Below are 13,260 nucleotides of genomic sequence, written 5' to 3'. Positions count from 1 at the left end.
ACGCTCGCGAGCGCCTCGGGAGCGCCCGCACCGGCGCGGGTAGCCTGGTCGCATGACAGCCGTGACGCTCCTGACCAAGCCCGGATGCCACCTCTGCGACGACGCCCGTCCGATCGTCGAGCGCGTCGTCGCCGACCGGCCCGGCGTCACCCTCGAGGAACGGTCGATCCTCGACGACGACGCCCTCCGCCTCGAGTACGCGGAGGACATCCCCGTCGTGCTCGTCGACGGCCGCGTGCACAGTAACTGGCACGTCGACGCCGAACGACTCGCCCGGGCGCTCGATCTCGCGGAGGCTCGCGCATGATCCGTCACGTGGTCTCCTGGACGCTCCGCGAGGACCTCGATCGCGCGGCGTCCGTCGCCCGCGTGCGCGAGCTGTTGACCGGTCTCGTCGGTGTCGTCGACTCGATCCGCTCGCTCGAGGTCGTCGAGAACGTCGCCTACCCGGGGAAGAACCAGGACCTGGCGGTCGTGGCGACGTTCGACGACCTCGCCGGGCTCGACGAGTACCAGTTCCACCCGGAGCACCAGGCCGCCGCCGCCGAGATCCGCGCGATGGTCACGAGCCGCGCGGCCATCGACTGGCAGGACTGAGCCGGCGGCAGGCCGAGCATCGCGCACGACCGGCGCGACCCGGACGAGCGGGACCGGTGGGATCCGGACGAGCGCGACCGGCGCGACGCGGACGAGCACAACGGGAACCGGCTCGAACCACGGACGTCCGTGGTTCGAGCCGGTTCTCGTTGTGCGGTGCCGGTCGGTGCCGCGGCGGTCGGTGCCGCGGCGGTCGGCACCGCGCCAGTCGGCACCATGGCGGTCGGCACCGCGGCAGTCGGCGCCGGGCGCGCCGGAGCGATCCACCGACCCGGTCCGCCGCCCGGGGGAGGGGGCGACCTACGGCGTGAGGCGGGTCGGGCCGCGGAAGAGGTACGTGACCTCGCGGATGGACGGCTCGCCGAGCATGAGCATGAGCACGCGCGCCAGGCCCATGCCGAACCCACCGTGCGGCGGCACCCCGTACCGGAAGAAGTCGAGGTACCAGCCGAGCTCCGCCGGGTCCAGGCCCTTCTCCTCCGCCTGCGCGGTGAGGACGTCGACGCGGTGCTCACGCTGCGCGCCCGTGGAGATCTCGGCGCCGTTGAACAGCAGGTCGTAGCTGTTCGTGAGCGTCGGGTCGTCGGCGTGACGCATGTGGTAGTACGGGCGGATCGACGCGTCGTAGTCGGTGACGAAGACGAACTCGGAGCCGTGGTGCTCCTTCGCCCATGCGGAGACACGGCGCTCGCCCTCGGGGTCGAGGTCGCCGTCCGCACGGACGACCTCGTAGCCGCTGTCGGCGACGATCTTGCGCGCCTCGGCGAGGGTGACCCGGGGGAACGGCGTCGTCGGGACCTGCAGCTCGAAGCCGAAGACCTCTTCGATCGCGGTGCCGTACTTCTCCTTGACGGCCGTGATGCCGGCGACGAGGACCTCCTCGTGCATCGCCATGACGTCCGCGTGCGACTCGATCCACGAGAACTCGGCGTCGACGCTGGTGAACTCGGTGGCGTGCCGGCTCGTGAAGGAGGGGTCGGCGCGGAACGCGTCGGCGATCTCGAAGACGGCGCCGAAGCCAGCGGGCTGCGCCATCTGCTTGAAGTTCTGCGGCGACTGCGCGAGATACGCCGTGGTCTCGAAGTACTCGAGCTGGAAGAGTTCGGCGCGCGACTCCGACGCCGAGGCCATGAGCTTCGGGGTGTGGATCTCGATGTAGTCCCGCTCGACCCAGTAGGTGCGGAACGCGTGCTCGAGGGTGGTCTGGATGCGGAAGATCAGGTTCTGCTTGCGGTTGCGCAGGTCGAGGAAGCGCCAGTCGAGACGCTTGTCCAGCGAGGAGTCGTCGGCGATCGGGGTCTCCGGGATCGCGGCACTCACGACGGTCAGCTCCCCGACCTTGACCTCGAGCCCACCGAGCTTCACGCGCTCGTCGGCCTTGAGCGTGCCCGCGACGTGGATGAACGAACCGTGCGCGAGCCCGGAGATCGTCTCGGTGGTCGCGAGCGCAGCGGCCGATGCGTCGTCGCCCTCAGCGGCTTCGCGCGTCGCCGGGTTCACGAGCTGGACGGCGCCGGTCTCGTCGCGCAGCACGACGAACTGCACCTTCTTCTGATCGCGGACGGTCTCGACCCATCCGGCCACGGAGACGGGGCCGTCGGGGAGGCTTGCCAGGTCGGCGATGCGGGTGCGTTCGATCACGGTCATCGAGTCTACCGGCCGGGCGCGCGAACGGCGTCGCCTGTGGAGAACCCGGTTCCAGCCCACGGCAAGTCTCCACAGCCACCGCTGGTTCGCCGGCTGTCCACAGTCCGGCCGGGAGGCCCGCGGCGGCCCCGCCGCATCCGTAGCGTCGTCGTCGTGGCCAGGTCGCAGGACGAACGGGGCGGTACCCATGACGGAGGGTCCGGAGGGGTGCTGCGGCCTGGTCACGCCATGACCGCGAGGGGGAGACAGAGTGCGGAGGGCGGCCGAGCGGCGAGCAAGGAGGGGCGCCGGTTCAGGGCAACGACGCGCGCAACGACCCCAGGGTGCCGATGAACTCCTCGGCCATCGCGGCCCGTTCCAACAGCTTCGCGTGGCGGGCCGTCGCGTCCTCGAGGAACGCGTCGAGCTGCGCGGCGAGGGCGGGTGCCTCATCGGGGTCCCCGGCCGTCAGACCGTCGACCACGCGGAGGAGTCCCGCCATCTCCTCGAGCGTGAACCCGAGCGGCTTCATCCGACGGATGACGAGCAAGCGCTCCAGGTCGCCGGCCGTGTAGACGCGGAACCCGCCGGTCGTGCGGCCGCTCGGCACGAGCAACCCGACCTCGTCGTAGTGCCGGATGGACCGGAGCGACATCCCGGTGCGCTCCGCGAGCTCCCCGATGTGCATGGTCGCTGGGACGTCCGGATCGGTCATGTCCGTCATCGTGGCAGAGCGCGAGCCGCACGGGGCTGAGTGTGTCGAGCAGTGCCCGCTCACCCTCGCACGCGTGCATCCCTACCCTCACGTGAGGGTAGGGTTGCCCCCGATGTCGACCTCCACCGCTGCTCCTGCCACACCGAGCGTCCTCGCCGCACTGCGGTCCCCGCGCCTCCTCACGCGGGAGGTCCTGGCCGGTGTCGTGACAGCGCTCGCCCTGATCCCGGAGGCGATCTCGTTCTCCGTGGTCGCCGGGGTGGACCCCGCGGTCGGCCTCTTCTCGAGCGTCGTCTTCGCGGTCGTCATCTCGGTCGTCGGCGGCCGACCCGCCATGATCTCGGCTGCTGCCGGTTCGGTCGCGCTCGTCATCGCACCCCTCGTGCGGGACCACGGCGTCGCGTACCTCGTCCCGGCGATCGTGCTCGGCGGGGTGTTCCAACTCGTGCTCGGGTTCCTCGGCGTTGCACGGCTGATGCGCTTCATCCCGCGGAGCGTCAACCTCGCCTTCGTCAACGCGCTCGCGATCCTCATCTTCACCGCACAGCTGCCGAACCTCCTCGGCGACGACGTGCCGGTCGTGGTGTGGCCGCTCACCGCGCTCGGCATCGCGCTCATCGTCGGCGTCCCGTTCCTCACCAAGGCGGTCCCGGCGCCGCTCATCGCCGTCGTCGTCGTGACGGGGATCACGATGCTCTTCGGCATCGCCGTCCCCACCGTCGGCGACGAGGGTGCCCTCCCCACGGCCCTCCCCGGATTCGGCGGCATCACGGTGCCCGTCACCCTGGACACGCTGCGGATCATCGCGCCTTACGCGTTCGGGGTGGCGATCGTCGGCCTCATCGAGACGCTGCTCACCGCGCAGCTCGTCGACGCCGTCACCGAGACGCGCTCGAGCGCCTGGCGGGAGTCGTGGGGCCAGGGCATCGCGAACATCGCGTCGGGCTTCTTCGGCGGCACGGGCGGGTGCGCCATGATCGGGCAGACGGTCATCAACGTGAAGACCGCCGGCGCCCGCACCAGGGTGTCCACGTTCACGGCCGGCGCGGCGGTGCTCGTGCTGACGATCGTCCTGCACGACCTGGTCGCACAGATCCCGATGGCGGCCCTCACCGCGGTGATGCTCATGGTCTGCGTCGCCACGTTCGACTGGCACAGCATCCGGCCGCGCACCCTCCGCCGCATGCCCCTCGGCGAGACGGCCGTCATGGTCATCACCGTGCTGGTCGTCGTGGCGACCGAGAACCTCGCCACCGGGGTCCTCGTCGGGGTCGTCGTCGCCGCGCTGGTGTTCGCCCGCCGGGTCGCGCACGTCGTCGAGGTCGTGCGCGAACCGGTCGACGAGCGCACGGTCCGCTACCGGGTGCGCGGGGCACTGTTCTTCGCGTCCTCGAACGACCTCGTCAACCGGTTCTCCTACGCCGAGGACCCCGAGCACGTCGTCGTCGACATGTCCGAGGCGCACGTCTTCGACGCGAGCACCGTCGCCGCCCTGGACGGCATCGAGCAGCGGTTCGCGAAGCACGGCTCCACGGTCGAGGTGGTCAACCTGAACACCGGTTCGACCGCGTTGCACGGCCGCCTGTCCGGTCACCTCGACTGAACGGTCCCGAAGTCCGTGGATCCGCTGTGGGGCCGGTGGACGGGCATGACCGACCTACACTGGAACCCATGCCCGCGACCAAGATCCACCTCGTGCGGCACGGCGAGGTCCACAACCCCGACCGTGTCCTCTACGGGCGGCTCCCGGGCTTCGGTCTGAGCGAGCTCGGCACCCGGATGGCGCAGGCCTCGGCCACCGCCTGGAAGGACGCCGGCATCGACGTCCGGGCGATCGTCGCCTCCCCGTTGCAGCGCACCCAGGAGTCGGCAGCGCCCTGGGCAGCGGCCTACGACCTCGACGTCCGCCTCGACGAACGGCTCATCGAGCCGACCAACCGGTACGAGGGTCAGCCGCCCGGGTTCACCAAGCGCTCAGTCCGGCGTCCGGCCGAGTGGCCGTGGATCGCGAACCCGCTGCGCCCGAGCTGGGGCGAGGCGTACGAGTCGATCGCCAACCGGATGCTCGCCGCCGTCACGACCGCGTGGGAGAGCGTCGACGACGGCGACGTCGTCCTCGTGAGCCACCAGCTGCCGATCTGGATGGTGCACCGCCGGCTCGCGGGGGAGCCGCTCTGGCACGACCCGCGGAAGCGCCGGTGCGACCTCTCGAGCATCACGACCCTCGTGCGGACCCCCGACACCACGGCCGTCCGGTTCACCGAGGTCGGGTACGCGGACCCCGCGGCCGAGCTCCGTGCCACGGCCATCGACGAAGGAGCAGTGTGACGCGCACCACCCGCACCCGGACCGCCGGGGCCGCAGCGATCGTGATCGCGACGGCACTCGTCCTCGTCGGGTGCTCCTCGAGCAACGACTCCCTGTCGAAGCAGTACGGCAACGGCAGCACCCAGAACTACATCTCCGGGACCGGCGCCGTCACCGAGGTCGCCGCCGCGGACCGCTCCGACCCGATCGACTTCACCGCGGAGACGATCACGGGGGACGAGGTGTCGTCGAAGGCCATGCGCGGCGACGTGGTCGTCATCAACTTCTGGTACGCCGGGTGCCCGCCGTGCCGAGCCGAGGCGAAGCACCTCAACACCGTGCACGAGCGGTTCGCCGACGACGACGTGCAGTTCATCGGCGTCAACGTCCGCGACGAGGCCGGCACCGCGAAGGCCTTCGAGCGGAAGTTCGGCGTCGACTACCCGACGGTGCTCGACGCCGAGACCGGCACCATGCAGCTCGCGCTCTCCGGCGAGATCGCCCCGAACGCCGTGCCGACGACGATCGTCCTCGACGAGCAGGGCCGCGTCGCCGCGCGCGTCCTCGGCGCCGTCGACGGCCCGGGCATCCTCACCACCCTGGTCGACGACGAACTGTCCGGCAAGGCGTCCTGACCGGTGACCAGCGGCAACCCCTTCGCCGACGCGATCTTCAGCGGGCAGCTCCTGGTCGGGCTGCCCGTCGCGGCGCTCGCCGGGCTCGTCTCGTTCCTCTCGCCCTGCGTGCTGCCCCTCGTGCCGGGGTACCTCGGGTACGTGGGCGGGATCGCCGACGGCTCGCGGCACTCCCGCGGGCGCGTGCTCCTCGGCGTGCTCCTGTTCGTGCTGGGCTTCACGGTCGTCTTCGTCCTGGGGTCGGCGGCGGCGGGCGCGGTCGGCTTCTGGCTCGTGCGCTGGCGCGACCTCATCGTCCAGCTCATGGGCATCGTCGTGATCGCGATGGGACTGGTGTTCATCGGACGGTTCACGTTCCTGCAGCGGACCGTCAAGTCCTCCTTCACCCCACGTACCGGGTTGCTCGGTGCGCCGTTGCTCGGCATCGTGTTCGCGCTCGGGTGGACGCCCTGCATCGGCCCGACCCTCGCGGCGATCAACCTCATCAGCTTCCAGTCCGGCAGCGCCTGGCAGGGCGTCGTGCTCGGCATCGCGTACTGCGTCGGGCTCGGCGTCCCGTTCCTGCTCGTCGCGCTCGGCGCCGGGTGGGCCTCGGGTGCGATCGGCGTCGTCAAGCGGCACATGCGCACCGTCAACATCATCGGAGGAGCGATCCTGATCGTCATCGGTCTGCTCATGGTCACCGGCATCTGGTCGGCCGTCATGTCGAGCGTCGGGGCGGTGATCCAGAGCTTTGTCCCCGCGGTCTGACAGGAACGAGGACGACGTGGTCGACGAGACCGGGGTCGACCGGTCGTCGGACCCCCAGCGACCGTCCGACCACGTCGACGGCACCCCGGTCGCGTCGAGCGCACCGGACGACGGCATCGCGCAGCCGAAGCTCGGGGTCGTCGGGTACCTCCGCTTCGCCTGGCGGCAGCTGACGAGCATGCGGACGGCGCTCTTCCTGCTCATGCTGCTCGCGCTCGCGGCCATCCCGGGCTCGCTCGTGCCGCAGCGGCAGGCGGACCCGAACGGTGTCGTGCAGTACGAGAACGACCACCCGGCGCTGTTCCCGGTCCTCGACAAGCTGCAGGTGTTCGACACCTACACGTCGGTCTGGTTCTCGGCGATCTACCTGCTGCTCTTCGTGTCGCTCATCGGCTGCATCGTGCCGCGGACCCGCCACCACTGGCAGGCGCTGCGGACGCGTCCCCCGAGGACGCCGGCGCGCCTCGGTCGTCTCGCCGGGTTCCACTCGGTGGCGGTGACCCCCGAGACCGTCGGTGCCCGCGCGGACACCGCGACCGGCGTGACGGACGCCGGTGCCGCCGGGAACACCACGACCGGCGGGACGGACCGCGGTGCCCGTGAGGACTCCGCGACCGGCGGGGCGGACCCGACCCCGGGCCTCCCGTCCGTCGACCACGCCGTGACGAGCGCGATGGTGCAGCTGAAGCGCTCCGGCTACCGCGTCGAGCGGTTCGGGGACTCCGTCAGCGCCGAGCGCGGGTACCTGCGCGAGACCGGCAACCTGGTGTTCCACGCGGCCCTCGTGGGTGTGCTCCTGGCCGTCGGCCTCGGCGGCGGCTTCAGCTACACCGGGCAGCGCCTGCTCGTCGAGGGGCAGACCTTCACGAACGTCCTCGGCTCCTACGACTCCTTCAACCCCGGTCGTTGGTTCTCGCAGTCGGACCTCCAGGGCTACAACCTGACGCTCGACGACTTCGAGACGAAGTACGAGGAGACCAACCTCGACGCGCTCGGACAGGCCACCGACTACTCGGCGACCGTGACCGCACGGACGCAGGACGGTGCGGAGGAGACGAGCCGGCTCGGCGTGAACGAACCGCTCGCGATCGGCGGGACGAACGTGTACCTGCTCGGCAACGGCTACGCGATGCAGGTCACCGTGCGCGACGGCGAGGGCGACGTGGCGTTCCAGGACGTCGTGCCGTTCCTGCCCGAGGACGCGAACTACACCTCGACGGGTGTCATCAAGGTCCCGGACGCGTCGCCCGACCAGCTCGGCATGATCGGCTTCTTCTACCCGACCGCGGTCAAGCAGGGCTCCGGTGCGTTCGCGTCGGCCTACCCGGACACCGAGAACCCGATGCTGTCGCTGCAGGTGTACACCGGCGACCTCGGGCTCGACGACGGTGTGCCGCAGAGCGTGTACCAGCTCTCGACGAAGGGCCTGACGCAGATCGCCGGTCGGCAGTCGGACGCCCCGAGCATCTCGATGAAGCCCGGCGAGACGAAGCAGCTCCCGGACGGCGCCGGCTCGATCACGTTCGACGGTGTGAAGCGGTACGTCTCGCTCGACGTGCACCACGACCCGTCGCAGCTCTGGGTCGCCGCGTTCGCGATCCTGTCGGTGCTCGGCCTGCTCACCTCGCTGTTCGTCCCGCGTCGACGCGTGTGGGTCAAGGCCGTGCGCCGGACCGGGGCGGAGCACGGGGAGTTCGACCTCGAGTACGCGGGTCTGGCCCGCGGCGAGGACCCGAACCTCGAGCGGGCGGTTGCGGATATCGCCCAGCGGCACATGTCGGACCTCGGAGTTAGGATCGCCCAGTGAACACGACCACACTCGCCACCTACTCGGTGGTCCTGACGTACTCCGCGATGGCGGTCTACGTCATCGCGTTCATCTCGTTCGCGCTGGACATGGCCAAGCGCGCCGGCGCCGTCGGCACCGCCGGGTCGGCGGCAGGCACCGGTGCGCGGGACGGCGCGGCGACCACCGTCGCGACCGTCCAGGGCGGCACCGTCGTCCTCGAACGCGTCGAGCAGACGAGCCCGGGCGGCGGTCAGCGCGGGTCGCGCTTCGAACGCGTCGGCATGGCGATGACCGTGCTCGCCCTCGTGGTGCACGTCGGCGCGATCGTCCTGCGGGGCATCGCGGCCGAGCGGGTGCCGTGGGGCAACATGTTCGAGTTCTCGCTGACGGGGACCGGGCTCATCATCCTGGTGTTCCTGCTCGTACAGTTCTGGCAGGACCTCGAGTTCCTCGGCGTGTTCATCACCGGCCTGACGATCATCCTGCTCGGCATCGCCACCGTGAACTACTACGTGCCCGTCGTCCCGCTGCAGCCCGCGCTGCAGTCGTACTGGCTCGTCATCCACGTCTTCGTCGCCATCGCCGGCACCGGGTTCTTCGCCCTCGGCGCGGGGCTCGCGGTCTCGCAGCTCGTCCAGACGTACCGCCTGGGTCGACCGGAGTCGCGCGGGCTCCGCTTCATGGCGACGCTGCCCGACGCGGACCGTCTCGAGGTGCTCAGCTACCGCGTGATCCTGGTCGGCTTCGTGCTCTGGACCTTCACGCTCATCGCCGGTGCCATCTGGGCCGAGCGCGCCTGGGGTCGGTACTGGGGGTGGGACACCAAGGAGGTCTGGACCTTCATCATCTGGGTGCTCTACGCCGGGTACATCCACGCGCGTGCGACCCGAGGGTGGCGCGGCGCACGGTCGTCCTGGCTGGCCCTCATCGGCTTCGCGGCCGTGATGTTCAACTTCTCGGTCGTCAACGTCTTCTTCAAGGGCCTGCACAGCTACTCGGGGCTCTGATCCCCGCGCGTCGACGACGCGCGACGCCGGGACGGACGGGAGGCCCGACACCAGCTGGTGTCGGGCCTCCCGTCCGTCGTCCGGTCGCGTCGCGACTACTCGGCGGCCAGGACCGCGTGCACCCGCCCGAGCCGCGCCTCCCACCACGCGGTGCGCTCGGGGGAGGCCGCCCAGCGGTCGAGGAGTGCGGTGTCCGCCTCCACCCGGCGGACGGCGATCCGCCCGTCGACGGGCAGGAGCGGGTCGGCGGTGACGTCGCCCGTGAGCATCGCGCCCGTGCCGAGTCCGGCGGCGTAGCCGGGCGCCATCGCGGCCGCGGCGAGGAACGCGCCCATCCCGAGGCCGACGGAGGTGTCGAGCGCGCTGGAGACCACGCAGGGCAGGCCGGCCCCGGCGATCACTGCGCGGGCCGCAGTGACACCGCCGAGGGGCTGGGCCTTGACGACGAGGACGTCGGCGGCGCCGGCCCGGGCGACGGCCAGCGGGTCGGCGGCCTTGCGGACGCTCTCGTCCGCCGCGATCGGGACGCCGAGGCCGGCCACGCGGGTCCGGAGGGTGGCGAGGTCGGCGACCGACGCGACGGGCTGCTCGGCGTACTGCAGACGGAACGGAGCGAGCCGTTCCAGCGCGTGGGTCGCGGCGTCGAGCGACCACAGCCCGTTCGCGTCGACCCGCACGGCTGCGTCCTCGCCCATGCTGCGACGGACGGCCGCGACCCGGGCGACGTCGTCGTCGATGCTCGTGCCGGGCCCGGCGACCTTCACCTTCGCGGTCGTGCACCCGGGGTAGCGCAGGAGCAGGTCGGGGACGTCCGCCGCGGCGACCGCCGGGACCGTGGCGTTGACCGGGACCGAGTCCGCAGCCGGCTCGTGCCGCGTCCACCCGAAGTCGACGGCGGCACGGAGCCAGGCGGCGGCCTCGGCGTCGTCGTACTCGACGAAGGGGGAGAACTCGGTCCACCCCTCCGGACCGCGCATGACGACCGCCTCACGGACGGTGATGCCGCGGAAGCGGACCCGCATCGGCAGCGCGACGACCCGGGCGGTGGCGAGCAGGTCGTCGAGGTCGGGGAGCACGGGCCCGGCGGACGGCACCGGCTCGGACGACGGCGCACCGCCGCGGTCCTCGGACGACGGGAGACTGGTCGGCGGGGTCACATCGGGCACGCTGCCATCCTCCCAGCACCGTCCCGGGGTCCTCCCGGCTGTTCCGAGGGGACCGCCAGGGCAGCGCACTAGCATCGCTCCGGTCGACCACCGGTCGGCGGGTCGGCACCGTCTCCGGAGCCGACCGTGGGACCGACGAGGTGGACCGACGAGGAGGCCCGGTGGCGACCGACGAGTTCGCGCGGCTCATGCGCCAGGGCACCGTCGACGTCTCCCGTCCGACCGCCGCCCGACGCCGGAACCCCGCCGTCGGGAAGATCGCGCTCGGGCTGGCCGTCGTCGCGGCGGCCGTGGACGCGAGCGCCTTCGCGGTCTTCATGGGCGGGGACACCACCTTCGCGTTCGGCATCTGCTTCGTGGTCGTCTTCCTCACCCTGGTCGCTGCGGTCCTCGGGTTCATCTCGGCGGTCGGGTCGTTCGGCCGCTGGTACGGGGTCGTCGGGGTCGTGCTCGCCTTCTTCGCGAACCCGGTGATCCTCATCGTGCTCGTCGTCATCGTCGCGCCCGAGATGCTCGCCGGCATGGATCGCTAGCCCGGTCGGACCCGGCTGCAGGGGCCCGCGGTAGGTTCGGGACATGCCCTCTGCCGTCTCCGACCTGTTCGACCCCGACGTCTGGACCGCCGCTCCGATCGCCGAGCGGTTCACCGACATCACGTACCACAAGCACGTCTCCGGCGGCATCGTCCGGGTCGCGTTCGACCGCCCCGAGGTCCGGAACGCCTTCCGCCCGCGGACGGTCGACGAGCTGTACCGCGCGCTCGACGACGCCCGACAGGACCCGCGTGTCGGCGTGGTGCTGCTGACCGGCAACGGCCCGAGCCCGAAGGACGGCGGGTGGGCGTTCTGCTCCGGCGGCGACCAGCGCATCCGGGGGCGGAGCGGCTACCAGTACGTCGGTGACGAGGGGGCGCCGCCCGAGGGCGTCGACCCCGCCGCGGCGCAGGCGTCGATGGGGCGGCTGCACGTCCTCGAGGTGCAGCGCCTCATCCGGATGATGCCGAAGGTCGTCATCGCCGTCGTCCCCGGATGGGCGGCCGGCGGGGGGCACTCGCTGCACGCGATCTGTGACCTGACCATCGCGAGCGCCGAGCACGGGAAGTTCAAGCAGACCGACGCCGACGTCGGCTCGTTCGACGGTGGGTACGGCAGCGCCTACTACGCGAAGCAGATCGGCCAGAAGCTCGCGCGCGAGGTGTTCTTCCTGGCCGAGGAGTACTCGGCCCAGCGCGCGTACGAGATGGGCGCGGTGAACAAGGTCGTGCCGCACGAGGACCTCGAGCGTGAGGCGATCCGCTGGGGCGAGACGATCCTCGGCAAGTCGCCGACCGCGATCCGGATGCTCAAGTACGCCTTCAACGCGGTCGACGACGGCATGGTCGGCCAGCAGGTCTTCGCCGGCGAGGCCACCCGGCTCGCCTACGGCACGGACGAGGCCGTCGAGGGCCGCGACTCCTTCCTCGAGAAGCGCGCGCCCGACTGGACCGGCTTCCCCTGGCACTACTGATGCCCCGCCCGCTGGTCGCGACGAGCGCGGCCGACCCGTCGGTCGTGCTCCGCGGCCTGGAGGCTGCCCTCACCGGCGGCCCCGCACTGCTCCCCGTCGCGGTCGGCGCTCCGCCGCTGCCGACACGAGCGCCGGCGACCGTGCCGGAGCGGGTCGCCCTGGTCGTCGAGACGAGCGGCTCCACCGGGACCGGCAAGCGCGTCGCACTCTCGTCGGCGGCGTTGCTCGCCGGAGCCGCCGCCGCGGACGCGGCCCTCGGCGGGCCCGGTGGCTGGGTGCTCGCCCTGCCGACGCACTACATCGCCGGGCTCAACGTGCTGACCCGATCGGTCGTCGCCGGCACCACGCCGGTCGTCGTCCCGCCTGGGCACTTCGACCCGGGGGCGTTCGCCGACGCGGCCGACCGGCTCGAGGTCGGGCCGGCCGCTCCACGGCGGTACACGTCGCTCGTGCCGGTCCAGCTCGCGCGGGTGCTCGACGACCCTCGAGCCGCCGCGGCACTGGCACGGTTCGACGCGGTGCTGGTCGGGGGGCAGGCGACCCCGGCGACCCTGACCGACCGGGCGCGCGCGGCCGGCGTCCGGGTCGTGACGACGTACGGCGCGAGCGAGACGAGCGGGGGGTGCGTCTACGACGGCGTGCCGTTCGACTCCGTCCGTGCCGCGGTCGTCGACGGCGAGTTGCACCTGGCCGGGCCGATGCTCGCCGAGGGCTACCTGGACGACGACGAGCGGACCGCAGCCGTCTTCACCGAGCGCGACGGGCACCGCTGGTACCGCACCGGTGACGCCGCGACGGTCGTCGGCGGGCGGGTCCGGGTGTCCGGCCGTCTGGACGACGTGGTGGTCTCGGGTGGCGAGAAGGTCCCGCTCGGGGCGGTGGAGCGGATCGTGCGGGACCTCCCGGGCCAGGACGGCGCGGTCGTGACGCGTCGGGCGTCGGGGGAGTGGGGCGAGGTGCCGGTCGTGGTGACCGAGCACGCGGTGCCGCTCGAGGTCGTCCGCGCCCGCGTGGGGGACGTGCTCGGTCGGGCTGCCCGTCCCGCCGCAGTGCTCGTCGTGGACCGGATGCCGATGCTCCCGTCCGGCAAGCCCGACCGGTGGGCCGTCCGGACGTTGGCCGACCCCGGCGCCTGACACCGGCGGGCCCACGAGCCGCCCGG

The 13,260-nt window shown here is 71.9% G+C and carries 14 protein-coding genes; 11 read left to right on the top strand and 3 right to left on the bottom strand.

Features of this window, described 5'->3' with window-relative positions:
- Nucleotides 1-52 precede the first annotated feature (52 nt).
- Nucleotides 53-307, top strand: coding sequence for a glutaredoxin family protein (locus DEI91_RS06670; RefSeq protein ID WP_111051527.1), 255 nt, complete (start codon nucleotides 53-55; stop codon nucleotides 305-307).
- Nucleotides 304-597, top strand: a complete 294-nt coding sequence (locus tag DEI91_RS06665; RefSeq protein WP_111051526.1) for a Dabb family protein — start codon at nucleotides 304-306, stop codon at nucleotides 595-597. Before DEI91_RS06670 ends, DEI91_RS06665 begins: the two co-directional genes overlap by 4 nt.
- A gap of 300 nt (nucleotides 598-897) precedes the next feature.
- Here the strand turns inward: DEI91_RS06665 and aspS are convergent, their stop codons facing one another.
- Complete coding sequence (gene aspS, locus DEI91_RS06655; protein ID WP_111051525.1) at nucleotides 898-2,244, bottom strand: aspartate--tRNA(Asn) ligase; 1,347 nt, start codon at nucleotides 2,242-2,244, stop codon at nucleotides 898-900.
- Between the two features lie 292 nt (nucleotides 2,245-2,536).
- Nucleotides 2,537-2,938 (bottom strand): MerR family transcriptional regulator, encoded by a 402-nt coding sequence (locus DEI91_RS06650; RefSeq protein ID WP_111051708.1) that lies wholly within the window; start codon nucleotides 2,936-2,938, stop codon nucleotides 2,537-2,539.
- 112 nt (nucleotides 2,939-3,050) lie between these two features.
- Here DEI91_RS06650 and DEI91_RS06645 point away from each other — a divergent pair, with 112 nt between their 5' ends.
- From DEI91_RS06645 to ccsB, 6 genes are all read left to right on the top strand, one after another.
- Entirely contained in the window at nucleotides 3,051-4,541 is a 1,491-nt protein-coding gene (locus DEI91_RS06645) for a SulP family inorganic anion transporter (RefSeq protein WP_111051524.1), read from the top strand.
- A gap of 68 nt (nucleotides 4,542-4,609) precedes the next feature.
- The gene (locus DEI91_RS06640) at nucleotides 4,610-5,266 is read left to right on the top strand and encodes a histidine phosphatase family protein (protein WP_111051523.1); all 657 of its coding nucleotides are present in this window, start codon (nucleotides 4,610-4,612) and stop codon (nucleotides 5,264-5,266) included.
- Nucleotides 5,263-5,880, top strand: a complete 618-nt coding sequence (locus DEI91_RS06635; RefSeq protein ID WP_111051522.1) for a TlpA disulfide reductase family protein — start codon at nucleotides 5,263-5,265, stop codon at nucleotides 5,878-5,880. Before DEI91_RS06640 ends, DEI91_RS06635 begins: the two co-directional genes overlap by 4 nt.
- A gap of 3 nt (nucleotides 5,881-5,883) precedes the next feature.
- Nucleotides 5,884-6,630 carry a cytochrome c biogenesis CcdA family protein gene (locus tag DEI91_RS06630; protein ID WP_111051521.1) on the top strand — a complete coding sequence of 249 codons (747 nt, stop codon included), beginning with the start codon at nucleotides 5,884-5,886 and terminating at the stop codon, nucleotides 6,628-6,630.
- 16 nt (nucleotides 6,631-6,646) lie between these two features.
- The gene (locus tag DEI91_RS06625) at nucleotides 6,647-8,437 is read left to right on the top strand and encodes a cytochrome c biogenesis protein ResB (RefSeq protein ID WP_111051520.1); all 1,791 of its coding nucleotides are present in this window, start codon (nucleotides 6,647-6,649) and stop codon (nucleotides 8,435-8,437) included.
- A complete protein-coding gene (ccsB, locus tag DEI91_RS06620; RefSeq protein ID WP_375537672.1) occupies nucleotides 8,434-9,426 on the top strand; it encodes a c-type cytochrome biogenesis protein CcsB in 993 nt (330 codons plus the stop codon). The genes DEI91_RS06625 and ccsB overlap by 4 nt, the downstream gene beginning before the upstream one ends.
- Before the next feature lie 95 nt (nucleotides 9,427-9,521).
- On the opposite strand, the gene DEI91_RS06615 is transcribed toward ccsB, so the two are convergent.
- Nucleotides 9,522-10,502 (bottom strand): o-succinylbenzoate synthase, encoded by a 981-nt coding sequence (locus DEI91_RS06615; RefSeq protein ID WP_258374345.1) that lies wholly within the window; start codon nucleotides 10,500-10,502, stop codon nucleotides 9,522-9,524.
- A gap of 251 nt (nucleotides 10,503-10,753) precedes the next feature.
- Between DEI91_RS06615 and DEI91_RS06610 the strand changes: the two genes are divergently transcribed.
- From DEI91_RS06610 to DEI91_RS06600, 3 genes are read left to right on the top strand one after another with little or no spacing between them, the layout of a single operon-like run.
- Nucleotides 10,754-11,125, top strand: a complete 372-nt coding sequence (locus tag DEI91_RS06610; protein ID WP_111051518.1) for a hypothetical protein — start codon at nucleotides 10,754-10,756, stop codon at nucleotides 11,123-11,125.
- 43 nt (nucleotides 11,126-11,168) lie between these two features.
- Nucleotides 11,169-12,098, top strand: a complete 930-nt coding sequence (locus tag DEI91_RS06605) for a 1,4-dihydroxy-2-naphthoyl-CoA synthase (protein WP_111051517.1) — start codon at nucleotides 11,169-11,171, stop codon at nucleotides 12,096-12,098.
- Nucleotides 12,098-13,234, top strand: coding sequence for an AMP-binding protein (locus DEI91_RS06600; RefSeq protein WP_111051516.1), 1,137 nt, complete (start codon nucleotides 12,098-12,100; stop codon nucleotides 13,232-13,234). The genes DEI91_RS06605 and DEI91_RS06600 overlap by 1 nt, the downstream gene beginning before the upstream one ends.
- Nucleotides 13,235-13,260 lie beyond the last annotated feature (26 nt).

Origin of the sequence: Curtobacterium sp. MCBD17_032, from assembly GCF_003234855.1 — a bacterium.
GTDB lineage: Bacteria > Actinomycetota > Actinomycetes > Actinomycetales > Microbacteriaceae > Curtobacterium.
Note: the sequence above shows the minus strand (reverse complement) of the source record. Positions and strands in the feature narration are given on the sequence as shown.